Here is a 24,243-nt window from a genome sequence, read left to right on the forward strand (position 1 = left end):
ACCCCGGGCCAGTGCTTAACGCATAGCCCGGGGTTTTGCTTTATTAGAATTTAAAACCGCAATTGATTAGATTTGTTTTAACTCTTCGCTGGTAAAGGCTTTTTGCCGGTTTTTTAGCTTTTGCCGTACTTTGCTCACCTCTTCGGCGCTTACTTTAGAGGCATTGTTGCGCCACGACTGCCGGATAAAACTAAGGAGTTGGGCTATATCTTCGTCGGAAAGTTCTTTGCTGTATCCTATGCCCGGCATATCGCCGTTTATTTCGGGCGCTTTGTACAAATGGCCATTTACACTTATCGGGCCGGTTAAGCCAAATAATACAATCGAAATAAGTTTATCCTTGTCGCCGGTTACCCACTCCGATTGGTTAAGCGGAGGAGCCAAGGCTTTTACCCCGTTACCATCCGGGCCGTGGCAAGTCTGGCAGATAGTACCATACATGGCTGCTCCTTTGGGATAAGCTTTGAGTAAGGCCTGCGGGTCGCGGTTGGCGCGGGCATTTTGGGTACCCGTAATAACCCTTTGCAATTGTTTTTGAATAGCAAAATTGCTGTTGGGCACCAGGGCAGTAATTTCCTGCTGAAAATTTTCTTCGCGGTCTTGTACTGTGCTTACCACGGCGTCGGCTACATACCGGTTGTTCGGGTATTTTTGTACAACCTGCGTTAGCAGCTTACTGGCCGCTTTCTGATCGAGTGGCTGAATGTAATTAGCGGCAAAAGCTACGTAAGGAGCTGCTAAAGTATCGTTGGCAGCCAATAACTGTTCCAGGGCGGTAACATATTGCGGATAGGTACGCTGGTTTATTACCGACGGCAAAACACTTAACGCCTGCATCCGGATTGGCCAAACCGGTTGTTTAAGGGCGGTAAGTACTTCTTCGGTTTGTAAAGCGCCTAAACCCTCCAACGTCCAGAGGGCGTGCATGGCCAGCAACGGGTTATCGGTTTTCTGAGTAGCTTGTTTTAAAGCCGGTACTACCTGGGTATAATGGCCATCAATTAACATTTGCTGAGCTTGGTCGCGCACCCAACCGTTGGCATTGCCTAATAATTTTACCAGCTGCTCAGGTTTATTGGGCAGCGTAACCATTTTGGTTTTGCTGTTTTTAGGTACCACTTTGTAAATGCGGCCACAAGCCAAGGGGTGCGTTAAGCTGCGTTTACCTATTTCGTTTTTAAGGTAAGTGGTTAAATACGTTTTGTGCTGAATAATACCGCGGTACATATCTACTACGTACAAGGCACCATCGGGCGCGTTATACAAACTTACCGGCCGGAAACGCTCGTCTACGCTGGCCAGAAATTCTTTGCCCTGGTAAGCTTGCCGGCCTTTTAGGGCATAGCCGTTTTCGGTAACTACGTTGCGCTTAATCAGGTTAGCCGAGGGCTCGGCCACAAAAATATTGCCATCGTATTCTTTCCCGAACAAACTGCCCCGGTATACCAAAGGCGAGCAGGCAGCCGTAAAATTAACTAAACGCAGGTTCGCGTCCAGTATGCCGTCCATGTAGCCGCGGTTTACGCCGGGGGTAGGTCGGGCCGGATACACTTTGTTATCGGCTACTATTCTTTCGTTAAAACCGGCAACGCCGCGCTGATTTTTATTAGTGGCGCCAAAGCCCGGTGAAAAATAATCGCCTAATAAATTTTCGGAATTGGTGTTGTAATAAAGCCGGCCATAATTATCCTGGCTAATGCCCCACTGGCCCCGGAAGTGCGTGCGCTCAATTAACCATTTATCGCCGCTTTTACGGTAGCGCTTGCTCGATTTGGCATTGTAAATCCAGTTATCGATGGCGCGGAACAAACCATTGGGCTGGTGTTCTACGTTACCGCCTTCGGTATATTTATCATCTACCAAAACCTTTTTGCCGGGTTTATCATCATTTATTTCGTAGTACCACAAGCGCGGGGGCTCGGCTACCAATATCCCGTTCTCTACCAGGCAAATGGCACGGGGTAAAACCAGCGAACCCAGAAATTCTTTGCGCTCGTCGGCTACGCCATCTTTGTTTTTATCTTCCAGAATAACAATTTTACCGTTGGGTAGTTCTTCGCCGGTACCCACCGTATCGGGCATATAGCCTTCCATTTCTACTACCCAAATGCGGCCTTTAGCATCAAAGGTTACCGCCACCGGCGATACCACCAAAGGTTCGGCGGCTACCAGTTTAACCTCAAAACCATCTTCTACCTGCATTCTTCTGAGCGATTCGGCCGGAGAAAAAACCGGGGAAGAATTTAAGTCTACCTGAATGGGCGTGGCATTGGTGGTTTCGGCCGGTAATTGAGAACTGTTCGTTTTATTTGTGCGGCAATAAAATAAAATACCGCTAAGCAACACGAACAAAAATGGATAAAGAAATTTTTTCATTTGATAAATGGTACTTTCCCTGATATATTTTTTGTAAAACAACTGCCTGGATGCATTTAATGTTTTTACCAGATTGATAATTAATATTTTATATTTTCTGTTACTAAAGGGCGCAGAAAGGTAAATATTAGAAAGCTTTGCTGGTTTGTAACTAAATAATGAACTTGTTTAGTGTTTTGCTAAAGGGACTAACCGCTGCCAGTGGTGGTGTTATCACCGCCAATCCTTTAGCTTTTGCCCTTGCCGGTGAAAACACACAGACAGGGCAAACTGTTCATGCTGTTTACAAAAACTAAACAGCTTCAATTATTAAGCCTGCTTTAGAACAAATAATACCGCCTTTATAGTTGCATTTAAATACCTTTCCTGTTCTATTTCTATTAAATAAATGGCTAGAAATAAAACAGAAAGGATAAGACCATTGCCTGCCAGAGTTAATCTATAAATCTACGGGTTTCAGGTTTTTAGTAAGCAGGTGAATAATAAACCAGGCAATAAAATAAGCACAACCACAAATAATAAATAGTATGTTGTAACCAGCTCCAATATTACCGGCTGCTTTATAATAATCGAGTAAGTAACCTACCAATAACGGGAACAGGGTAGAACCAATGGAACCGGCCATACCCCCAATACCAACTACCGAGCTAACAGCTCTTTTGGGTACTATATCCGAAACAATGGTGAAAATATTGGCGCTCCAGGCCTGGTGCGCTGCGGCCGCCAAACTAATAATACCTACTGCCACCCAAATATCGGTAGCAAACCGGGCCAGCATAATGGGCAGTACACAAAAGGCTACCAACAGCATAGTTGCTTTCCGGGCTTTTAAAATAGGCCAGCCTTTTTTAATTAAGTAAGACGATAAATAGCCGCCGCCCACACTACCCACCGTGGTAGCTGTGTATACGATAGCTAGGTGCAAACTTGGTTTTTTCAGGTCGAGGTTAAACGTAGTAGCAAAGTAAGACGGCAGCCAGAACAGGAAAAACCACCAGATTGGGTCGGTAAGGAGTTTACCTAAAATAAAAACCCAGGTTTGTTTTATACTGAGTAAGCGGCTCCAGGGTAGTTTTGCGGCCGTTTCTGAAACAGCTGGTTCGTTATCGCTGTGAATATAGGTGTACTCTTCGGGGGTGATTTTTTTATGCTTAGACGGAATTTCGTAGGCAAACCACCAGAAAATAAGCCAGACAAAACCCAGGGCACCGGTAATTAAAAAAGCCTCTTGCCAACCGTAAGCGCCTAGAATCCAGGGCACCAGAATAGGAGCGGCCACTGCACCAATACTGGTACCGGAGTTAAATATACCCGTAGCCAAAGCCCTTTCCTTTTTCGGAAACCATTCGGCTACGGCTTTAACCGCCGCCGGAAAGTTACCCGCTTCACCTAAGCCCAATAAACCCCTTACTACGCCAAAACCGAACGTGCTTTTTGCCAGGGCATGCAACATGGCGGCAATACTCCAGATAATAATAGAAATGGTATAACCCAGCTTAGTGCCGATTTTATCAATAAAATTACCGAAGATAATGTAGCCTAAGGCGTAGCAGGCCGCAAAAACCATTACAATATTGCCGTAATCGGATTCGGTCCAGTTAAATTCGGTTTCGAGGGTAGGTTTAAGTAAGCCAATAACCTGCCGGTCGATATAATTGATAGTAGTGGCAAAAAAGAGCAAGGCGCAAATTACCCAGCGATAATGGCCTGTTTTGGTTTTTTCCATGAGGCAGTGGTGAATTATTTAATAGTCAAATAAGAGCTGTTAGCCAAAGTTAATTATCGATTGGCTAATTATTTTAATCAATTTATTTTATTCTGGCCTGGATAAAAGCTGCTATTGTTTTATCCAGTTGCCCGGCAGGTGTAATGCTCCGGATTATTTATCAGATTTAAAAACCAATAGAGTTGCCGCCATCTACCGGTAGGTTAATACCCGTTACAAACCGGCTGGCTTCAGAGGCCAGGTAAACGGCGGCTAAACCAATGTCTTCGGGCTTACCAAATTGCTGCATAGGTGTGCGCCCGGTAACTTTTGCTTTTCGTTCCGGATCAGCGTCCAAAGCTTTAAACAGCATCGGCGATTCGATAAAGCCAGGCGCTATGGCATTTATCCGAACACCATACGGCGATAAATCGCTGGCCAGTACGCGGGTCATGCCCAATACCGCCGATTTGGAAGCCGAATAAGCAGCTACCAGCGATAAACCATACATAGCGGCCATAGAGGTAATCATAATAATAGAGCCGCTGCCCCGGGCTACCATGCTGCGGCTTACCTCGCGGGTTAATGCAAATACCGCATTTAAATTGGTTTGAATAATGCGCTGAAACTCCTCGTCGGTTACTTCCAAGGTGTGTTTTTTTAAGTTAATGCCGGCATTATTTACCAGTACATCAATGCGCCCGAACTCTTCTTCTATTTTCTTTACCAAACCGGGCACACCTGCTAAATCAGAAACATCATTCACAATATAGGTTACCCCTTCGCCTAGCTTTTCGCAGGCTTCGCGCAGCACATCTTCCCGCCGACCTGTAATAATTACGGTTGCGCCCGCTTCTAAAAAAGTTTTACTAATGCCTAAACCCAAACCGGTACCGCCACCGGTAACCAATGCAATTTTGTTTTCTAAACTAAAAGGACTTTGCTTCATGTATAGATAATTTTTTCCAATATGCTTAAATAAATTTAATTGTGAAAATGATGGCTACAACTGAAGCGGCTTTTACCAAGAGTTAATAAAGATGTGAATTTGATAAATACAATTATTTGGCTTGTTAAAAATTACCGGTAACGTTTGCGGTTTCTAATTTAGAACTTAAATAAAGCCAGATTAACGATTAAATTAAAAAATAGGTATTTGCTACTTTTTTAAAAATAGCCGGCGCAACAAGCGCCGGCTACCACCAGATTAGGCATTAAACGGTTGCCAGGAGTTAGCTTCTGTAAAAAGCGGGGATTAAAATCTGATAAAATTTAATAGTGGTTTACTGCATGGGGCGTAATTCCTCGGCTCGGAAACGGCGTTCTAGTTCTTGTTTGCCCTGCCGGATCTGAAAATAAGCCTGGTCTTCGGCGGGGTGCCAGAAAATATTAAATATTTCGCCGCGCAACCGGAGCTGGCCGGGCGTACGATTGACTTCTTCTACTTTGTCGCCAAAACTAAACGGCAACGGCGCAACCGGCGTGTACAAATCGGGTTCTACTTTAAACTGTTTATGGCCGTATTGCAGCAACACCCAGCGGTCGTTCTCATCTATCTTCTCAAAAACTTTGTCGTGCGGCGTTATCGCTTCAAAATCGCGGCGGTTAGAGGGGTGTATATATGCGTACCCATGCGCCGGAAACCAGGGATAACGGCCAAATTCTATTGCTTTGCGGGCCATCCTTTGTACTTTTAAAAATAAAACAAATTACGTACAAAATTAAGCAGGGTAGTATTGGTGGCCAATAAATCGTACAACAGATTTTTATTTATTATGCTGGGGTTTGTTCTGGGTTGCGGCTTACAGAGCTGTTTGCCAGTGGGTAAAAAGCCCTATCAGGGTAAAAAATATTACCGCCAAACCAAAGCGGCAGTAGCTAAATTACCGGCACCCACTTTTAACCCCGATACCGTGCGGGTGGGGTGGGCCAAAGTAAATATTACGCCTGACCACCAGGCGCCCTTAGCTGGTTACGGCAAGCGTAAAGGCAAGCGCCTGACCGGCATTCACGATTCTATTTATGTGCGGGCGTTTGTTTTTAAAAACAAAACTGAACGCGTGGCCTTAATTACCCTAGATTTATTAATTGCGCCCATGTCGGTTACGGCAGCGTTAAAAGAAGAGCTCAGTAGCATTGGGTTTAGGAAAGAGCAGGTATACCTGACGGCTACCCACGCCCACAGCAGCCTGGGCGGGTGGGCCCGTAAACCCGCCGGTTTTGTAATGGCCGGTAAATACGATAAAAAAATTGTAGACCATTTAACGCATTCTATTTTAAAAGCTATTGTCTTGGCTGATAAAAATGCGGCACCGGCCCAGGTGGGTTATGCTGCCTTAAAGGCCGATAGCCTGGTCGCTAACCGCTTGGTAGGTACGGCTGGTACACGCGACACAGCGGTGCGGCTGCTTAAAATTAAAAAATTAACCGGCGAAACGGCAGTGTGGCTTACGTATGCAGCGCACGCAACCTGCTTACCCGCTGCCGAACTAAATATATCCGGTGATTACCCGTCGGCGCTGGTACAGCGCCTGGAGAAAGATGCTACTATTGATTTTGCGGCGTTTAGCGCTGGAGCGGTAGCCAGCCATAGTCCGGCAGCAACGGGTACCAACTACCATAAAGTAACGAACATGGCGCAGGGGTTGGCCACCCATATTATGCCGGCTGTGGCATCGGTGCCGGTTAATTATTTGTTTCGGCTAAAAGCAGTAGAAGTACCTTTATATTTGCGTAGTCCGCATTGGCGAATTGCCCAGAATTGGCGCTTATGGCCAATATTTTTCTACGGAATTTTTGGTAAGTACCCGGCTACGCTTTCGGGTTTGCGCCTCGGCGATGTATTACTAGTAGGAACGCCCTGCGATTTTTCGGGAGAATTAGTGCCGGACCTGGCGCAGCAATTACCCCATCCGGCTGATAAGTTAGTGATTACCAGTTTTAATGGCGGCTATATTGGGTACATTACCCCCGATAAATATTACCATCTGCCAAAATACAAAACCCGCGACATGAATTTTTTTGGACCTTATAACGGCGCGTACCTCTCAGAAATGATAAAGTTACTCCTGCAAAAGTTATAGCAACCAGGCTTTACCTGGGCTATAACTTTTGCAGGAGTAACTTTTGATTTATTGGTAACTAAAAAATAATTACTATACGGCGCTAAATAGCTGTAAACTTATTACCTATAGCAAGCTTATTGTACCGGTGCAACCTGGTTTTGGTACTGCTGCAATTGGCGTACGGCGGCCACCACGGTGTCGTTATCCATGGTGTTTACTTCTACGCCTTTGCCAATTTGGGTAAGCAGCATAATGGTTAATTTACCGCCCAGGTGCTCTCTAAATTCTTGTAAACCGTGCAGCAAACTATTGGGGTGGGCCGCATCTTCCAGGTGTTCGTTTAATTCCGGCACGTATAAATCAAAACCCAGGGTACGGATTACAGTTAATATTTCCGCCAACTCCTTCGCCGATAAAATGCCTACTAAATGCGAATAAACCGAATCGAGGGCAATCCCCAGCGTAACCGCTTCGCCGTGCCGGATTTCGTAGTTACTCAGTTGCTCTAGTTTATGTGCCGACCAGTGACCAAAGTCTAAGGGGCGGGAAGAACCTTGTTCAAACGGATCGCCGCCGCCTATGTGTTGCAGGTGCAATTCGGCACAACGGTAAATAAGGTACTGCATAGCCGGCATATCGCGTTTGGCTAGTTTCTCGGCATTTTCCTGAATAAACCGGAAAAAGGCTGCGTCTTTAATTAAACTAACTTTAATGGCTTCGGAAATACCCGACCGCCAATCACGATCTGATAAAGTAGTTAAAAAATCGAAATCGTTGAGTACAGCGTAAGGCGGCGCAAAATTGCCTAAGAAGTTTTTCTTACCAAATGCATTTACGCTGTTTTTTACGCCAATGCCGGAGTCGTTCTGCGACAGCACCGTAGTTGGGATGCGAATATGCCGGATGCCGCGGTGCGCAATAGAAGCCACGTAGCCTACCATATCTAGTAAAGCGCCGCCGCCAATAGCTACCATGTACGAATGCCGATCGATGCCGTACAAATGAACCGCTTCAAGCAACTGCTCTACCCACTCCGGATTGTTTTTGCACTGCTCGCCGCCCGGAATAATAACCGGCGTACTGGTCAGTTTTAATACTTGAGCGTGGGTTTCAAAATAGGCTTGAATGGCCTTTAAGAGGTGTGGGTGCGCTTCTTGTACGCCGCTATCAATTACAAAAAATAACTTACGCTGGCCTTCGCCGCCATCCTGGGCAATCACATCGCGGAGTAAATGATTATCAGGCCTAAAAAGGCCATTGGTAAAGTGTACTAGGTAAGAAAAAGATACTTTAAATTTTTGGTGGATTGGAGCAATCTGCATTTATGTAAGTAGAGCTAAATTTAATATTCTGAAACAGGTAATTAACCGTTTATATTTGGGATAACAAAATTAGGATCTAATTAAGTGCATTTATCCCTGATTTTTGCATAGAAAAGATAAAGAATTTACAACCAGGCAGAGATTGTTAGAGAGGCCTAAGCCACAGCGGTTTTAACCACTTAATTTACAAGCACTCTAAAATACCGAAAGATATAAAGTATTTATTTGATTGGCCACAGGAAAGATGCCTCTAAAAATATTCCCCAAATACAAAATACATGCCTATATATACAAACAGTACTTTTAAGGAGGTTTCTGAGAGCATGTTTATTTAAATTGAATATTTTTCTCTAAAAAATCACCAATTTCTTCGGCAAAGGAAATAATGCCATCTTGGTTAGAACTACGATCGATAAATAACTTATTGTTTGTGGTAGTTACAAGTGATAACCGATAATCAATGTCGCCATCGCTATCCGTATATTTCCTGATTTGTAAATGGCTGACTTCTGTAACATGTATTTGCGTTTTTCCTTGTTTAGAAATTAAGCTATTGCTTTTATCAATTATTATTTCTTCGCCGGTAAAAAAGACGTACAACAAGCAAATAATTCCAAAAACCATAAGAACAGGAATTAGAAAAACGTGGAGCCAATATTCCGGGTGCTGAAGCAGATATTTGAGTTGTTGTTGTAAATTCCGAATATTATTTTCGTTCCCAATATTATAAGTTGGTACTATCCAAAATAAAAGAAATAGCGTTAAACTGGCCGCTCCTTGTAAATGCCTGTTTTTCTTCCGGCTTATAACAAGTTTATTGTTTGATTTTTCTGAAATTGTGTAAAGTTCGTGTTTCAAAACATTACTTGTTTCTTACCTAATTAAGGCCTTAGGTAACTGCAAACTGCTTAGCCAGGAACCGGGAAATTGGGAAAAGTAATAGCACTATTAAGCCGTACTGCCAGCCCGCAAAACCGGCCGCAATGGTAGCATCCATAAGTATAAGCGCAATAACCCCGGCTTTAACGGCCAACCGGATGTGCATGGGATCTAAGGTTTTAATGGCTTTAACCAACGGCGGGAAAATAAGGTAAGTAAATAAAATCAGGAAAGGCATGGCATACAGAATATGATACTGTTGTAGTTGCATCAGGCAAATGATGCCGCCAATTACCAGAAAATACAAAAATAAAGCACCCAGCAATACACGTTTATCGCCACCGTGTACTTCGCCGCGACTTATAACCGTTATGGCCGCAATATATACAATAGGAATCAGGGCCAGGTACCAATAAACCCAAACTGCTGCCGGTACGGCACTAATGCCCAACAACAAATTACCACCCCGGCAAACGCCCATATTTAGCGGACCTAAAACCGGATGATATTTACCCAGTGCATTATAAACCAAAGCCAGAATAGCTACATTTAGCGCCAGGGCCCCACTCATAATAGAAACCTGAAAAGCCGCCGCAATACCCAGTATCAGCAATAGCGCCCCTAAAATAGTGGCACTTACCCGGGTGGCGGCTCCGCTGGGTATAGGCCGCTCGGGACGTTCTACCCGGTCCAGTTCGGCATCAAAAACATCGTTAAAAACCACCCCGCCCCCGTACAAACCTATGGTAGCGGCCATAAGCCAATACAGTAGTTGCAGTTGCGGGTGGTCTAACGAAAAATTACCTTGTTGGGCAATTAAAGTTAAAGAGCCGGAAGCGGCAAAGCCCAGCATAATATCGGCGATGGCAGTAATAATATTGGCCGGTCGCATGAGTACCAGGTGGGCAAATATTCGGTTCATGTTGGGTAACTAGTACAATTTCAGGATTTGCAAATTTGAGCATTATTACCCGATATTTTGCCATTTTTTGCTTTTGTTATTCACAAAAGTTTGCCAATAAAAATATGGTTGCGCTAGCCGGCGCAGCTATTAACGGATAATGCGGTTGTCAGATTCGTTCTCGCCGGTATCAATGCGGGGTGTTTGGCCACCGCGTAAAATAGAATTTCCGGAGAATTTAAGGCTTTGGTCAACAGGACTGGCTTCGAGCCAATCGCTCTCCTGCATTTGCCCGCTCTGACCAAAGGCGGCCAAGGCATTCTGGTAAGTTACCATCTGCACCGATTCTTCTGCAATGCCGCGTTCTAACATGAGCTGAGCCGTTTTAGGCACCGCCAGCGGGTCGCTAATGCCCCAATCAGCGGCGCTGTTAATCATAATGCGTTCGTGGCCGTATTGCCGCACAATCTCGGTCATACGCTCGTTGCCCATTTTGGTGTGCGGGTAAATGGTAAAAGCCGCCCAAAACCCACGATCCAGCACATCTTTTACCGTTTCTTCGTTGTTGTGGTCTACAATTACCATAGCAGGGTCTAAACCATGTTCTAAGGCTACTTCCATGCTTTTAATGGTGCCTTTTCTTTTATCGCGGTGCGGTGTATGAATTTGCACCGGCAAGTTTACTTCTTTAGCCAGGTCCAGTTGCAGGCGGTAGTATTTATCTTCGGTGGCGGTTTGGTCGTCGTAGCCAATTTCGCCTACGCCCACTACGCCTTCTTTACACACAAAAAGCGGCAGTAATTCCATTACTTCTTCGGCCAGGGCCTCGTTGTTGGCTTCTTTGGAGTTAAGACCAATGGTACAGTAATGTTTTATGCCAAACTGGCTGGCCCGGAAACGCTCAAAACCAATTAAATGGCTGTAATAATCTTTAAAAGTGCCGGCTTCGGTGCGGGGCTGGCCCATCCAGAAAGCGGGTTCAATCATGGCTACCACGCCGGCTTTACGCATTGCTTCGTAATCGTCGGTGGTGCGGGAGGTCATGTGTACGTGGGGATCGATGAATAGCATATTTATAAATGTTAAAGACTTGGTTAAATTTAAGATTTACCCACTAATGGAGTAAAATATCAGAATAAAAATATTTTAAGTTAAGAGTTTTGTTCTCTCATTTCCGGAATGGGAATAGCCAGCTTTTTAGTTTTAGCCAGCATAAGCTTTTTCGCCAATTATTTCCCAGGTTAAGTTCTGGTTGCTAATCTCTTCTTTTAATTCCGGGTACTGATTTAATATTTGGGTTGCCTCGGGTAAATTACTTTCCGACAAAGCCAGCGCGGCCGCTTTGTGCTGAATATTTTCTGGGCTCTGGAATAAACGGCTAATATTTGCCAGGTTTTCGGTGGTTAAAAATGGGCCTACTAACCGCCATAACTCCGGGGTAAGGGTACGGCCGGCGGCCCAGCGTTCGTGGGCGTAGTCTATGGCAATGTGGGCCAGAGCTAGGTTGCGGCGCGCATCTAAACCGTAAATCTGGTACAAAGGCCGTACGTTAAAGATTGATTTAAGCACCATCTGGTTCCAGGCTTCTTCGGGTAAATAATCGTGCGGATAAGGATTATTCAGCGCAATGGCATCAAAAACCTGGGTCATGGTGGTGCGTACGCCTTCAGCCGCTCGTTTTACGTGTAGCTCGGGGTAAGGCAACAGGGGTAAAGTCGCATACAGCGTAGCTAATTCACTTAAATTGGCGGTACTAAAAAGTTTATTCAGGGTAGCTACGTAAGCTTCTGGGGTAGTATGGGGTATAGCTAGTACCAGTAAAGTACGCGCCGCCTGGTCGGCTGTCCAGTTATAAGGCGTAAAGCCGGAACGTAGTGCTTGTGCGGTTTGTAAATCAGCGGCACTAAAGTCTAACTTTTTTTTGCCTGTAAACCGCGGGGCCAGGCTAAAAGCCAGGTAAAAATCTTTTTCAGTTTTTAAATTAGCTAACTGTTTTTGTAGCCAGTCGGTGCCCGATGGCGGTAATTGTGGATACAGGATTTGGGTTAAGTATTGGCTGATATTGGCGGATGGCATAATGAATATTACAGCATTTTAGTTTGGTTAGGATTCCTTAACCAAAGTAAGTTTTAGATTTTTTTAAATTTATTTAAAGGTAAATACTTTTACCTGTTTTAAATAGCTTAAACAAGTTGTTGTTTCAGCCCGGGCTATATACAAATATAGCTGCCCGGGTTAAAGGCAGCTATATTAAAAGCGTAAATATGATATAAATCATCTAAATAATAAGGCCGGAGCCATCGGTTACCTAAACCCCAAATTATTGGGGCTAAGCCCGCAACTTACTTAAGCGGCGAATAATCGGTGGGGAGCATATAAACCGCTTCGGCTTTGGTGGTAAGCAAACCGCCTCCTTCTTTCTCAGAGGCCCGGAACGCTTGTTGCCACTGCGGATCGTCTCGTACCACTTTAAAAGAAGCTTCGCCGGCTTCGGGGTTAGCGCTGGCCACCATAAAAATAAGCATATTACTGCGGGTTTCTTTATCGCGGTCGGTAGGCTGCCAATAAGCAATAGTGGTTAAGCCATATTTCTCGTAAAGTTTGCTGGTATAATTTCGCAGGCGGGCGTGTAAATTGCCAATATTACCCGGGGTAGCCGTAAAGGTGTGCAGCTCAAAAGAGCGGGGCTGCTGGGTGCCGTTTAAGGTTGGTACCGGCGAATAATCGGTAGGTTTAAGGTAAATAGATTCTACTTTGTCTACCAGTTTGCCGTGTACTTCGGTGGCTTTTACTACGGCTTGCCAGGCGGCATCCTGGTTAAAACGTTGCCAAGCCTGGTCGCGGGCCTGCCGGTTAGGGAAAGCCAGTAAGTAAACCAGTTTATTTTGCGGGTTATTTACCGGTATCCAGTAACCAATATTTTTCATGCCATTCCGGGCCATCAGCCGGGTAGTATGGTTCCGGAAGCGGGCATCCAGATCTTTTAACCGGCCCGGAGCGGCATAGTACGTTATCATTTCATAAAGTACTTCGGATTTAGCAGCCGCAGAGGTGGTTTTAGAAGAGTTGCAACCAAAGGCTGCAAAAATAAACAGTACCGAAAAAAGTAAAATATTTTTCATACAACAGTAACCTAAAAATTAAACTTAATTCAGGATAAATGATAAGATTTAATTTAAGAGCTTGTGTGTACTTTCTTTTGGGTTTAAAGGTGACGTTAAAAGGCTATTTTTTGCAGGTTTGTGGATAACTTATTTAAGACCGGATTACAAGAAAGTTAGTTAGGGCAGATGATAGGTATCTACGCTGTCGCATCATGATATTTTAAGTTAATATAAACACTTAAATACGCGGTTTTATTTGTAAGAAAATGGGTAACTCAATAGCGCAAATAGTAGATTTAAGTTAAATAGGCAGTTGCTTTTTGTAATGAAAATATCTGGTTTAACCAAGCAGAAAATAAGCAATGCCGGCGGCTGCTACCTGAATGGTTAAATTATCGAGGCCGTGGTTACTAATGGCTTCTACGGCGGCACTACCTATACCGCAGGCCAGCGCCGTACCGGCGGCTACTGTTACCGGATAGCCAGACAAATACAAGCCGGCAAACGCCACCAAAGTGCTAACCAATACCACTGCCCCCGAGCCTTCTAAACTGCGTTGGGCCGGTACGCCCATTAAAGAAGGTACAGCATAGCGGTGTTTGCCCCAGCGGGTGCCCACGGGTTCGCCTACGGCATCGCCCCAGCCGCCTACCAGATACCCAATAAAAGAGAACTGCGGAAAGAAAATATTAATGAGTACACCGCCCAAAGCCGTGGTAAACAAAGGTACTAAAACAAACAAAGTACGGTGGGGGCGATCGGTTTCGCGGGCCAGGGCCTCATAAAATATAAACCCATTGCCTAGCAGCACAGCCGCCAAAACAAATAAACTTACAATGGAGCCAAATAAAACTACCAGCGACAGCCCAAACCAGAACTGGAAAATGCCCGCCGTGGTAAATATGAGAAAATGAAAAATTTTACGGGTATAGGGCGTGCGTACCTGCCGGTATTTTTTCAGGTAGCAAACCAGTATAGCTACCAGCAGCACATAAATAAATATCAGCGGACTTAGCAACAATATTTCGGCCTTACTGGGAAGGGCGCGGGCCAAAAAATCTTCGATTCTACCCAAGTTTGTTTGGTTGTGGTTCAGGAAACAATGGTTTTACGCAATAAACTTAATTTTAGCTGCTCCTCAGAAAGTAAAATTTAAACTTACCGCAACCGGCGCTTAAATCTTAAAGAATGATAATATTTTAAAGCAGAAGTCTAAGTTCTTGTGGCTAGAGTTAACCCCCAAGTACGCATAGGTAAGTCCAGATAATAAATAGAACCTGGAGCGGAACCCGGAACCATAAATAAGACAAACCGTTGCCCTGGTAAGTGCCTTTCTGATAATCTACGTGGTGCATAGCGGCGTAAATATTGGCCGGCAGTAGTAAAATAAAAAAGCCGATTAAAGACCAGGCGGTTGTAGTTTGTACTGCCGGAATAAGTAAACCAATGGCCGCCGCAATTTCTATAATCCCGGTTAAGTACACCAGAGCTGTTTTACCCGGAACAAAATCGGGCAGCATCATGGTCATGCCTCGGGTAAAAGCAAAATGTGCCACGGCCGTAAAACACAACATAACCGCCATAGCAACCTGGCCCGCTATCGCCAGAATAATTTCTTTAACCCAAATTTGCTGGCCCAGTAAGGCAAGCGCAAAACCCGCGAGTAACACAATTAACGGTTTCATAAATATTCTTTTCTACAAAATTCCGTTGCCGGCAAAAAGAAAACAATGAACCTGGGTTAAGAAATCCGTTTCCGGATGCGACTGAGGGCTTGCGGCGTAATCCCGATGTAAGTGGCAATATATTTAAGCGGAATTTGTTTTATCAATTGCGGTTGTTCGGTAAATAAATTCAGGTAGCGTTGTTCGGCGGTTTCATTTAGCAGCGCCAGTTCTCTGCTCGATTTTTTTAGAAACAGGTCTTCGCCGGCCAACCGCCCAATGGTATTGCCAACAGCCGTTTCGCGGTAAACAATTTGTAAATCAGGGTAAGTTATTCGCCAAAGCGTTATATCTGTCAGGGCTTCTACCTGGTAAGTACAGGGCTTTTGGGCCAGAAAAGAATCGTAAGCACTTACAAAATTATTCGTAAAGGCAAAACCAAAGGTTAAGTCGTTTTCTTCTTTGGGAATATAAAACCGAATAATGCCTGCCTGGATAAAGGAAAGAAAATTTTCGGTTTGGCCGATTTTAAGCAAAATGGTTTTTTTAGAAAATTGCTGTTGTACTAATTTCGACGAAAATATTTGCCATTCGGCCTCGGTGAGCGGTACCAGTTTTTGAAAATATTCCCGGATTTGTTCCATTTAAATTTAATCTTTCCTGTTTTGTTGCCCTGGGTAATTAGAGGCTGGCGGTTCTTACAAAAATAAGCTTACTATAAGCTTGGCAAATATAAATCTGTTTAGCGGCTAAAAACGCTTTATTGGAATTGGGCTGCGCTTTAGATTATTTAAATAAAACTTTTACCGGCGAGAATACAAATTTCTGATTAATTATTTAACTTGGAGAGCCCTTTCCCTGCTCTATGCTTTGTCCGGATTATGATTAGAATTTTACCCTTTTCGTTAAAATATTTCTATCTTTTATGCGCATGCTTGCTTCTGGGAATAGGGGTAGTTCAGCCGCTGCAGGCCCAGAATTCGTCTAACAAAGGCCGCGATTTTTGGGTGGCTTATACGGGGCATATAGACGGATTAAATTCCCGGATGTTTCTGTATTTAACTTCTGATGTAACTACTACCGCTACTGTAACCATTGGAGTCGGTGCACCGCGTAGTTATCCGGTTAATGCCAACGCTGTAACCGTAGTGCCCATTGAAGGCAGCCAGGCGTACATTGCCGGCTCTGAGGTAATCGAAAGAAAAGGTATACACGTTACGGCCGTGCAGCCCATTGTGGTTTATTCGCATATATTCCGGAGTGCGCGCTCGGCGGCTACCCTGGTGTTGCCCACGGCTACTATGGGGCGCGAATATTACACCTTGAACTACGAACAATCTTTACCGGCAAACAACGAACCGGAACGCTACTCGCAATTTACCATTATTGCAACCGAAGATAACACCACTGTAGAAGTTACCCCTACCCAAAGCACCCGCGCCGGGCGGGCGGCCAATTCGCCGTTTAAAGTTAAATTAAACGCCGGCGAAATTTACCAGGTACAATCTTTAATTGATTTAACGGGTAGCCGGATAACCACCAACGTGCCCGAAAACATAACCTGTAAAAAAGTAGCGGTTTTCTCGGGTAGTACCTGGACAGCTTTTGGCTGTTTTGGGGCCAGTGGCGGCGATAACCTTTACCAGCAGCTTTACCCGCTTAGTTCCTGGGGCAAAAATTTTGTAACGGCTCCGTTTATTCAGCGCCCATTCGATATTTTCCGGATTATTGTTGGCGAAGATAATACCACCGTTCAGGTAAATGGCTCGGCGGTTAGTGCCAATGGTACACCTTTAAACAACCCTTACCGCAAAGGAGCCATGATTGAGTTCCAGAGCGACCGGAGCAATGTTATTACCGCCGATAAAGGCATTTCGGTAGCCCAGTTTCAGATTGCCCAAACCTGCGATTTCCGCAATTCGGGCCGGGGCACCAATAACCCGCTTTTTCCCGGCGACCCCGATATGGTAGTACTAAACCCCGTAGAACAAACTGTAACCAGCACCACGCTTTACTCGGCGTTACAAAACCAAACCAACCCGGCTACCAACATTACCCAGCATTATATAAATGTGGTAATGAAAACTGCCGAAATAAATTCTTTTCGGATAAACGGCAACCGCCCAACAGCTAATTTTGTACCTATCCCCAATTCAGAATATTCTTACCTGCAGGAAGATGTATCGCTTATTTCGAACGGCCAGCCTACGCATAACCTCACCGCCGACGCCGGTTTTAACGCAATTGCTTATGGTTACGGCGCCGTAGAATCTTACGCTTATTCGGCGGGAGCCAATGTAAAGGACCTCTCCAAAAATATTACAGCCAACACCAATACCGGTACCGACTCGGGTTGTCTGGGCAAAGTGCTGGATTTTACGGGCAATTTCCCCTATGCCCCCTTGAAAATAGTTTGGGACTTTGGCGATGGTTCGCCGGTGTACGAAGAAAAAGATTTAACCAAAATTGTGCAGGTATCGCCCACGGCTTATACCATTAAATCGCCGGAATATACGTACAGCCAGGCCGGTACTTTTACAGTTAAGTTAATGATAACCCGCTCCAGCGATGTAGATTGCGATGCTCAGGACGAGATAACCTACGACTTTACCGTGAATCCTAACCCGGTAGCAGCTTTTAATTTTAGTGTACCCTGCTACCGCGACTCTACTGCCTTTACCGATGCCTCCAATGTTAGTCAGAACAATGCCATAAAAAAATGGAGCTGGGATTTTGGCGATGTTGGTTCCGGAAGAAATAATATTTCGGATAAACAAAACCCCAAGCACTTGTTTTCGGCGCCCGGTACCTACCGAGTAAAATTAATGGTTACCAATAATGGCGGTTGTATCGATACCCTCTCGCAGAGGGTAATTATTTACCCCAAGCCCGTACCGGTTTTTGCGTCGGTGCCGGTATGCGAAGGTAACGCCTCAGTTTTTACTGACCAGAGCACCACGGCCGTGGGCACCATAAACCGGTGGGAATGGACTTTTGGTGACGGGAGCACTTCTACCGAGCAAAACCCCAGTCATCAGTTTAGCCAGGCCGGGCGCTACCGGGTACGGTTAAAAGTATTCTCGGATATAAGCTGCAGCGACACTCTCTCGAAAGTTATTATTATTTTCCCTAAGCCCCAGGCGGCCTTTACGTTGCCCGATGCCTGTGTGCGCGATGTGATTACGTTCACCAATAATTCTGCCGTGCCGGGCGGCGGCGCTTTAACGTACCTATGGAGCTTTGGCGACGGAGCTACTTCTACAGACCAGAATCCGAGCCACCGGTACGCAACTGCAGGCAATTACCCGGTGCAACTAACCGTAACTACAGCCAATGGTTGCCAGGATGTATTAGCCCAAACCTTTATGGTAAGTGCCGCCGAACCACGGCCCGACTTTACTTTCCGGGATTTATGCCAGAAAGATACCGTTAAATTTACCGATGCCACTACCATTGCTTTTGGTAAAATAATTCGTTGGGAGTGGAATTTTGGCGATGGCACCACCAGCACCGAGCAACACCCCAAACATTTGTATAGCCAGGCGGGCAACTACGTGGTGCGCCTGGTAGCTTACTCCGGGCAAACCTGTCAGGAAACCATTACCAAAACCATAACCGTAATACCTAGTCCTACGGCGGCTTTCACCACGGTTAATGTGTGTGTCGGCGAAAATATTACCTTAAACGAAGCCTCTAGCATACCGGGTGGAACAATTGCCAATTATACCTGGAACTTTGGCGATGGTGCTACCGCTACGGGCCGACAACCCGTTTATCAATATAAGGCACCGGGTACTTTTACCATTAGCTTAACCGTAACAGGTGCCAACGGCTGTATCGACCGGTTAACCCGGCAAATTGTGGTAAGTCCTAAACCCATAGCTACTTTTAATGCCGTTAATTTGTGCGAGAAAGAAGCGGTAGCCTTTACCGATGCCTCTACCGTAAGCAGCGGCCGTATTACTACCTGGCAATGGGATTTCGGCGATGGCAGTACGGCTACTCAGCAAAACCCCAGCTACACGTACCGGTCGTCGGGCAATTATGCGGTTAAACTTACCGTAACCAGCGAAGCTGGGTGCCAGGATGTAATTACCCGTACCATAACCATCAGCGCCCAGCCGCAAGCTTTGGCCGGCCCCGACCAGGTAAATGTATGTGGTGTTACCAGCACTGCTTTAGCGGCACAAATACCAACAGTGGGTACCGGCACCTGGACCGTAGTAAGTGGTGCCGGTGGTAATTTTTCTAATCCTGATTTGCCCAATGCCCGCTTTACCGGCCGCTATAACGAATTATATACTTTGCGCTGGACCGTCCGGAATGCCCCTTGCCCAGATGCCACCGATGACGTACAAATTAAATTTAATCCCACGCCAGCCGTAGCCGCCGGACCCGATATAGAAATAATAGAAGGCGAATCTTATACCCTGAAAGCTACCGGAGAGGGTAGTTTTTTATGGTCGCCGGCCACTGGTTTAAGTAATGCTACTGTCGCTAACCCGGTAGCCAGCCCGCTCGAAACCATTACTTATACCTTAACCGTAACTTCGGCGGCCGGCTGCACCAATACCGATGCGCTAACCATCCGGGTATTGCCCCGGCTTAAAATCCCGAATGCTTTCTCGCCGAACGAAGACGGCGTTAACGATGCTTGGGTCATTCAGAACATACAAGAGTACCAGCAGGTAACCATCGAAATATTTGACCGGTGGGGCAGTAAGGTATACGAAGGCGGAAATACAACGGCCTGGACCGGTATGCGCAACGGTAAATCGCTGCCCATGGCTACTTATTATTATATTATTAGTCCCCATAACGGCCATAAACCAATTACGGGGCATGTTTCTATTGTTAAATAAGGGAGGAGTGCACGTGCAAAAGATTTACTTATTATTTATTTTATTTCTTTGCCTCTGTTATGGCGTGCGGGCGCAGCAAAAGCCGCAGTATAACCAATATATGCTCAACGGCTACCTGCTTAATCCGGCTTTAACCGGCATCGAAAATTATACCGACATTAAAGTAAGTTACCGCAATCAGTGGCTGGGCCTGGCCGAATCGCCGAGTTCTTTTTATTTAACGGCCCACGGACCTTTAAAAAAAGCAGACCGGAGCAGCTCTATTATTTCTTTACCGGCCCGCGGAAAAAGTAACCTGATAAATAAACTGCGGTACAAAGAGGCCAACGATTTTAAATTTTTAAAGCCGCACCAAGGTGTAGGCGGTATGCTGATTTCTGATAAAATGGGCCCTTACAAGCGTTTAGGAGCTGCTTTTTCGTACGCCTATCATTTGCCAGTAGCTAACCGTACCATGAAACTGTCTGCAGGTATTACGGCCGGTTTAACCCGTTACAGCCTTAATATTTCGGAACTGGATTTTGGCCCCCAGGCCGACCCCGTGGTAAACCAATACCTCGATGCCCGCCTGCTACCCGAAGTAAGCGTTGGCACCACTTTGTACGGCAAAAGTTTTTACGTGGGAGCCACGGTAGCGCAGTTATTTCAGAACGCTATTGATTTTAGCGGCATGAACACCGGGCAGTTACAACGCTTTCCGAATCATTATTTTTTAATGGCTGGTACCGAAATCAGGTTAGGGCAGGAGTTGGCACTAATGCCTTCGGTGTTGGTAAAATACGTGCAGCCCAGCCCGGTTTCAGTAGATGTAAACCTGAAAGCATCGTACCTGCGCAAATATTGGGGCGGGGTATCTTACCGGCATCAGAACGCTGTAGCTGCCTTAGCCGGGTTTAATTTAAACGCCGTTTTAAATGTGGGCTACGCCTACGAAATGGCTACCTCCAACCTGTATAATTATAACCACGGCAGCCACGAATTAATGCTTGGTTTTATTTTAGGAAATTCTTACCGCATTAAATCACCGATGTATTATCGTTGGTAATAATGCTTAACTGGGGCATGCCATTCTTAAGAGCTAAATATATATATTACTTACTGGGAGTATACTGGCTGATTTTTCCCCAATTAAGTTTAAGCCAGGTGCGCAAAGCGGTTCCGGTGCCCGAATTAAATTCTGTAGCCGACGAATTAATGCCGGTTCTTACGCCAAACGGTAAGAGAATATATTTTGTCCGGAGTAACCACCCGGGCAATATGGGAGGGCAAACCGCCGGCCAGGATATTTGGTTTAGTACCTACCACGAAGCTGCCGGCAAATGGCAGGAGCCCCAGAATATTGGCCCACCCCTGAATAATATTTACAACAATGCCATCAGCGCGGTAAGTGCTACCGGCGATAGCGTTTGGCTGAGCAATGTGTATTTGTCGCGGAACCGCATGGCACCCGGCTTATCTTTTGCTACCTCTACGGCAACGGGCTGGTCTAAACCCCAAGCGGTAACTATCCGGAATTTTGCGCCCGAAACCGGATTTATTAATTTTTTTCCGGCTACCGATAGTATTTTGTTATTGTCGATGCAAGCCGATACGGCGCAATTGGAAGATATTTTTGTGTGTAGGCGGGTAGGTACTAGGGAGTGGTCGGAGCCGGTAAATTTAGGATCCACGTTAAATAGCCAAGGCTTTGAAATTGCGCCTTTCCTGGCCCCGGACCGGAAAACCCTGTACTTTGCCAGCAACGGGCACGGTGGCTTTGGCGAGGCCGATATTTTTATGAGTAAACGGTTAGATAACTCCTGGCAGCGGTGGTCGGAACCGGTTAACTTAGGCAAAGAAGTAAATACCGCCGGTTTTGAAGGCTATTTTGTAATAGATGCCGACGGCGAACGGGCTTACTTTACCAGCGAAGGCAGTAACAAAGAAGATACCGATATTTATTCTATCCGGTTAGCCGATATTTCCGGACCAGGGAAAACAGATAACTTGGCCCTTGTACCGGAAATACCAAATCCGGTGGTGGCAAGCGGTACAGAGAACCAAGCGGTGGTACCTGCGGCAATTATTTATTTTGAGGTAAATGCTGCGGAATTAAATACGGCGAGCCAAGGTGTTTTGCAAAGATTTTTAACCCAATTACAGCAAACCCCCAACCAGGCTGTTTTTCTTAAGGGGCATGCCGATGATACGGGTACCGAAAGCGCAAACCAGCAGTTATCGGGGCGCCGGGCGCAAACAGTAGCTAAATTTTTGCAGGCGCAAGGAGTACCGCAGCACCGGATTACCTGGCAAGCCTATGGCAGCACCCAACCAACGGTACCCAACCAATCGGCGGCTAACCGGGCAAAAAACCGGCGGGTAGAGATTATATTGGGTGAGTAATTAGTACAAGGAAAAGAGTACCAAAAGTAACACCCCAATAACTAAAAGGTAAAAATTTAGTCCGGGAATGTTACGCCGCCTGCGAACCCGGGCATTATTTGAAAACATAAAAGAGCGGTACATTTTTATAGTAAAATAATATAACCTAAAAAGCAATGGCTAAACAGTTATATCTATTATAACCGTTTAGCCATATTATACATTTTGCTGTTCAGAATAGTTTAATCTAAAGCATCTTTTACTTTATCAACTAAACCTCCCAGGCCGCCCATGTTGCCGGTCATTTCTTCTTTTTGGGCATGACCCCGCGGATCTGGAGGTCCCAACATTGGTTCTCCGCCTAAAGGTTCGGCTTTCACAAACTTAAATTCGCCTTTTCCATCCACAGAAGTACCTTCCGACCAGCGGCCCATGGCCTGCGAATCGCCGGAAATATTCGTTGATACAAAAGAATAATTAAACCCTTGCACTTCTTCGGACTGCGGGAAGCTGTTTGGTATCGGGAAAGCGCCTTGCAAGCCACCCAGTTCTTCTATTACGGCCATCCACTGGTTCTGGTGCATGGTGTCGCGGGCAATTAAGAAAGCCAGAAAATCTTTCATGCCGGGGTCATCGGTCATTTCCCACAGGCGGGTAGCTAAAACCCGGCCCGAAGCTTCGGCGTGTACATTGGCTATCATGTTAGCGGCAATATTGCCGGTACCCACTACCCACGAGCCATTAAATGGTACGCCATTGGCATCAGCGGCCATAGCGCTCTGCCCGGCCGATAGTATATGCCGTGGGTCCATGCCTCCCAGAATGGCACCCACCATTTTATCCTGCGCAAATTCATCTTTTAAACTAGCCGGCGCGCCTTCCAGGTTTAAAGCCACTGCCGTAGCCAACATTTCAATGTGGGCCATTTCTTCGGTACCGGTTTCCAGAAGCATATCGCGGTATTTTACGGGGCCGCGGCTTCCCCAGGCTTGAAACAAATACTGCAAACAAACCCTTATTTCGCCTTCAACTCCCCCAATAGCTTGTTGTAACATGCGAGCAAAAGCCGGATTGGGCTTGTCTACTTTAACTTTGTATTGCAATCGCTTATCGTGATAAAACATAATATAAAGATTAAAGATTAGAAATAGATTAAAGTTTGCTCTTTGTTTACGACCTCGTTTTAGCGATTGGTTGTGACGGAATAAGAATTTACGTATAAATCGCTTCTTAAAATCCGTATTTTTAGTAGCCTCTTAAAGATACCGGCACAATTTCGGTGCCTGGCAAAGGAATGGTCATGTCTACTTCGCGGTCTATGTTTACCCGCCGTAAACCCACTACCGGAAAACGGCAATAAGCTTCTATGTGGGCCTTAATCTTCTGACCTTCAGAAACCTGTCGGCGGATTAATTGTCGGGCTCTTTCCTGATCTACCGAAACCGGAATGATTAAATTCTGTACTTTGCCGGATTTAGAATCTGGTTTAAATTTCTGATTTCCACGGGCTAAACTTTCGTCGAACAACCGGAAATCGTAAACCAGGCTATCTACAAAAACCGGTATCAGCTTAGAGGTTACTTCTAATTGTACCTCTAAATCGGCTTTGGTTTCGGTAATAATGGCATTGGTTACCGTAACGTACCGCACTTCGGGGGCTACATAATTTATTAATTGCTGGCGTGGTATCAAGGCCGCAGTTATACCTGCAGCTATGAGTAAAAATATTATCAGCAGACCAATTATTTTAAGGGCTTTCTTCATAGTATCGGCTATCTCCTGCTACTTTTACCTGATTAAATTAACCTTGGTTTTATAGCCAGATTCCTGTAACCCAGAATCAGGTAATTCTGCTGGCCTTAGTATTTTAAGGCCGTAAACTAGATGCTAGCCGTACAAAGTTTTTTTAAAACCTGCGCTACCCAGAATGCAGGTAGCGGCACGCCAGAAAGAATTATTTTTAAGTATAAATACAGGTTTAACTGTTGCAGTTGAGATAGGTGC

Annotated in this window: 20 protein-coding genes; 5 read left to right on the forward strand and 15 right to left on the reverse strand. The window is 45.5% G+C overall.

The features are described from left to right. Positions 1-66 precede the first annotated feature (66 nt). Entirely contained in the window at positions 67-2,376 is a 2,310-nt protein-coding gene (locus ACO1R6_RS14985; RefSeq protein WP_486265732.1) for a DUF7133 domain-containing protein, read from the reverse strand. A 158-nt stretch (positions 2,377-2,534) separates the two neighbouring features. Between ACO1R6_RS14985 and ACO1R6_RS14990 the strand changes: the two genes are divergently transcribed. Continuing rightward, positions 2,535-2,672 carry a hypothetical protein gene (locus tag ACO1R6_RS14990; protein WP_486265734.1) on the forward strand — a complete coding sequence of 46 codons (138 nt, stop codon included), beginning with the start codon at positions 2,535-2,537 and terminating at the stop codon, positions 2,670-2,672. A 143-nt stretch (positions 2,673-2,815) separates the two neighbouring features. On the opposite strand, the gene ACO1R6_RS14995 is transcribed toward ACO1R6_RS14990, so the two are convergent. From ACO1R6_RS14995 to ACO1R6_RS15005, 3 genes are all read right to left on the reverse strand, one after another. Beyond that, positions 2,816-4,102, reverse strand: coding sequence for an MFS transporter (locus tag ACO1R6_RS14995; protein WP_486265735.1), 1,287 nt, complete (start codon positions 4,100-4,102; stop codon positions 2,816-2,818). Between the two features lie 166 nt (positions 4,103-4,268). Next, positions 4,269-5,030, reverse strand: coding sequence for an SDR family NAD(P)-dependent oxidoreductase (locus tag ACO1R6_RS15000; RefSeq protein ID WP_486265736.1), 762 nt, complete (start codon positions 5,028-5,030; stop codon positions 4,269-4,271). Between the two features lie 334 nt (positions 5,031-5,364). Beyond that, a complete protein-coding gene (locus ACO1R6_RS15005; RefSeq protein WP_486265737.1) occupies positions 5,365-5,763 on the reverse strand; it encodes a DUF6960 family protein in 399 nt (132 codons plus the stop codon). Between the two features lie 93 nt (positions 5,764-5,856). Here ACO1R6_RS15005 and ACO1R6_RS15010 point away from each other — a divergent pair, with 93 nt between their 5' ends. Further along, complete coding sequence (locus ACO1R6_RS15010) at positions 5,857-7,164, forward strand: neutral/alkaline non-lysosomal ceramidase N-terminal domain-containing protein (protein ID WP_486265738.1); 1,308 nt, start codon at positions 5,857-5,859, stop codon at positions 7,162-7,164. 116 nt (positions 7,165-7,280) lie between these two features. Here ACO1R6_RS15010 and ACO1R6_RS15015 read toward each other — a convergent pair whose 3' ends face one another. The 9 genes from ACO1R6_RS15015 to ACO1R6_RS15055 form a co-directional block, all read right to left on the reverse strand. Next, positions 7,281-8,468, reverse strand: coding sequence for a 3-dehydroquinate synthase (locus ACO1R6_RS15015; protein ID WP_486265739.1), 1,188 nt, complete (start codon positions 8,466-8,468; stop codon positions 7,281-7,283). Positions 8,469-8,795: 327 nt separating this feature from the next. Next, positions 8,796-9,326 (reverse strand): hypothetical protein, encoded by a 531-nt coding sequence (locus tag ACO1R6_RS15020; protein ID WP_486265740.1) that lies wholly within the window; start codon positions 9,324-9,326, stop codon positions 8,796-8,798. A gap of 31 nt (positions 9,327-9,357) precedes the next feature. Further along, the gene (gene eboC, locus ACO1R6_RS15025; protein ID WP_486265741.1) at positions 9,358-10,269 is read right to left on the reverse strand and encodes a UbiA-like protein EboC; all 912 of its coding nucleotides are present in this window, start codon (positions 10,267-10,269) and stop codon (positions 9,358-9,360) included. Positions 10,270-10,398: 129 nt separating this feature from the next. Next, on the reverse strand, positions 10,399-11,319 hold the full coding sequence (locus ACO1R6_RS15030; RefSeq protein ID WP_486265742.1) for a TatD family hydrolase: 921 nt from the start codon (positions 11,317-11,319) through the stop codon (positions 10,399-10,401). A 132-nt stretch (positions 11,320-11,451) separates the two neighbouring features. Beyond that, positions 11,452-12,324: an EboA domain-containing protein gene (locus ACO1R6_RS15035; RefSeq protein ID WP_486265743.1), complete on the reverse strand. Its 873-nt coding sequence runs from the start codon at positions 12,322-12,324 to the stop codon at positions 11,452-11,454. Positions 12,325-12,590: 266 nt separating this feature from the next. After that, the gene (locus tag ACO1R6_RS15040) at positions 12,591-13,370 is read right to left on the reverse strand and encodes an NIPSNAP family protein (RefSeq protein WP_486265745.1); all 780 of its coding nucleotides are present in this window, start codon (positions 13,368-13,370) and stop codon (positions 12,591-12,593) included. A gap of 322 nt (positions 13,371-13,692) precedes the next feature. Further along, the gene (locus ACO1R6_RS15045; protein WP_486265747.1) at positions 13,693-14,427 is read right to left on the reverse strand and encodes a hypothetical protein; all 735 of its coding nucleotides are present in this window, start codon (positions 14,425-14,427) and stop codon (positions 13,693-13,695) included. A gap of 157 nt (positions 14,428-14,584) precedes the next feature. Beyond that, on the reverse strand, positions 14,585-15,037 hold the full coding sequence (locus ACO1R6_RS15050) for a DoxX family protein (RefSeq protein WP_486265748.1): 453 nt from the start codon (positions 15,035-15,037) through the stop codon (positions 14,585-14,587). Positions 15,038-15,093: 56 nt separating this feature from the next. Next, positions 15,094-15,660 (reverse strand): Crp/Fnr family transcriptional regulator, encoded by a 567-nt coding sequence (locus ACO1R6_RS15055; protein WP_486265749.1) that lies wholly within the window; start codon positions 15,658-15,660, stop codon positions 15,094-15,096. Between the two features lie 291 nt (positions 15,661-15,951). On the opposite strand from ACO1R6_RS15055, the gene ACO1R6_RS15060 reads away from it, so the two are divergent. The 3 genes from ACO1R6_RS15060 to ACO1R6_RS15070 are packed head-to-tail and all read left to right on the forward strand — an operon-like array spanning position 15,952 to position 22,260. Next, entirely contained in the window at positions 15,952-19,878 is a 3,927-nt protein-coding gene (locus ACO1R6_RS15060) for a PKD domain-containing protein (protein ID WP_486265750.1), read from the forward strand. Between the two features lie 13 nt (positions 19,879-19,891). Beyond that, complete coding sequence (locus tag ACO1R6_RS15065) at positions 19,892-20,923, forward strand: PorP/SprF family type IX secretion system membrane protein (RefSeq protein WP_486265752.1); 1,032 nt, start codon at positions 19,892-19,894, stop codon at positions 20,921-20,923. 17 nt (positions 20,924-20,940) lie between these two features. Beyond that, positions 20,941-22,260, forward strand: a complete 1,320-nt coding sequence (locus ACO1R6_RS15070; protein WP_486265753.1) for an OmpA family protein — start codon at positions 20,941-20,943, stop codon at positions 22,258-22,260. A 221-nt stretch (positions 22,261-22,481) separates the two neighbouring features. On the opposite strand, the gene ACO1R6_RS15075 is transcribed toward ACO1R6_RS15070, so the two are convergent. Together ACO1R6_RS15075 and ACO1R6_RS15080 are read right to left on the reverse strand one after the other, a co-directional pair. Further along, on the reverse strand, positions 22,482-23,363 hold the full coding sequence (locus ACO1R6_RS15075) for a manganese catalase family protein (RefSeq protein WP_486265754.1): 882 nt from the start codon (positions 23,361-23,363) through the stop codon (positions 22,482-22,484). 121 nt (positions 23,364-23,484) lie between these two features. Next, the gene (locus ACO1R6_RS15080; protein ID WP_486265756.1) at positions 23,485-24,003 is read right to left on the reverse strand and encodes an LEA type 2 family protein; all 519 of its coding nucleotides are present in this window, start codon (positions 24,001-24,003) and stop codon (positions 23,485-23,487) included. Positions 24,004-24,243: the final 240 nt, after the last annotated feature.

The organism is Adhaeribacter sp., assembly GCF_057359045.1.

Bases quoted from the DNA above. Each gene is read 5' to 3' on its own strand.
- ACO1R6_RS15075 (WP_486265754.1), bottom strand. From the start codon at position 23,363: ATGTTTTATCACGATAAGCGATTGCAATACAAAGTTAAAGTAGACAAG.
- ACO1R6_RS15055 (WP_486265749.1), bottom strand. From the start codon at position 15,660: ATGGAACAAATCCGGGAATATTTTCAAAAACTGGTACCGCTCACCGAG.
- ACO1R6_RS15010 (WP_486265738.1), top strand. From the start codon at position 5,857: ATGCTGGGGTTTGTTCTGGGTTGCGGCTTACAGAGCTGTTTGCCAGTG.
- ACO1R6_RS15030 (WP_486265742.1), bottom strand. From the start codon at position 11,319: ATGCTATTCATCGATCCCCACGTACACATGACCTCCCGCACCACCGAC.
- eboC (WP_486265741.1), bottom strand. From the start codon at position 10,269: ATGAACCGAATATTTGCCCACCTGGTACTCATGCGACCGGCCAATATT.
- ACO1R6_RS15035 (WP_486265743.1), bottom strand. From the start codon at position 12,324: ATGCCATCCGCCAATATCAGCCAATACTTAACCCAAATCCTGTATCCA.
- ACO1R6_RS15080 (WP_486265756.1), bottom strand. From the start codon at position 24,003: ATGAAGAAAGCCCTTAAAATAATTGGTCTGCTGATAATATTTTTACTC.
- ACO1R6_RS15040 (WP_486265745.1), bottom strand. From the start codon at position 13,370: ATGAAAAATATTTTACTTTTTTCGGTACTGTTTATTTTTGCAGCCTTT.
- ACO1R6_RS15015 (WP_486265739.1), bottom strand. From the start codon at position 8,468: ATGCAGATTGCTCCAATCCACCAAAAATTTAAAGTATCTTTTTCTTAC.
- ACO1R6_RS14995 (WP_486265735.1), bottom strand. From the start codon at position 4,102: ATGGAAAAAACCAAAACAGGCCATTATCGCTGGGTAATTTGCGCCTTG.
- ACO1R6_RS15070 (WP_486265753.1), top strand. From the start codon at position 20,941: ATGCCATTCTTAAGAGCTAAATATATATATTACTTACTGGGAGTATAC.
- ACO1R6_RS15000 (WP_486265736.1), bottom strand. From the start codon at position 5,030: ATGAAGCAAAGTCCTTTTAGTTTAGAAAACAAAATTGCATTGGTTACC.
- ACO1R6_RS15005 (WP_486265737.1), bottom strand. From the start codon at position 5,763: ATGGCCCGCAAAGCAATAGAATTTGGCCGTTATCCCTGGTTTCCGGCG.
- ACO1R6_RS15050 (WP_486265748.1), bottom strand. From the start codon at position 15,037: ATGAAACCGTTAATTGTGTTACTCGCGGGTTTTGCGCTTGCCTTACTG.
- ACO1R6_RS14990 (WP_486265734.1), top strand. From the start codon at position 2,535: ATGAACTTGTTTAGTGTTTTGCTAAAGGGACTAACCGCTGCCAGTGGT.
- ACO1R6_RS14985 (WP_486265732.1), bottom strand. From the start codon at position 2,376: ATGAAAAAATTTCTTTATCCATTTTTGTTCGTGTTGCTTAGCGGTATT.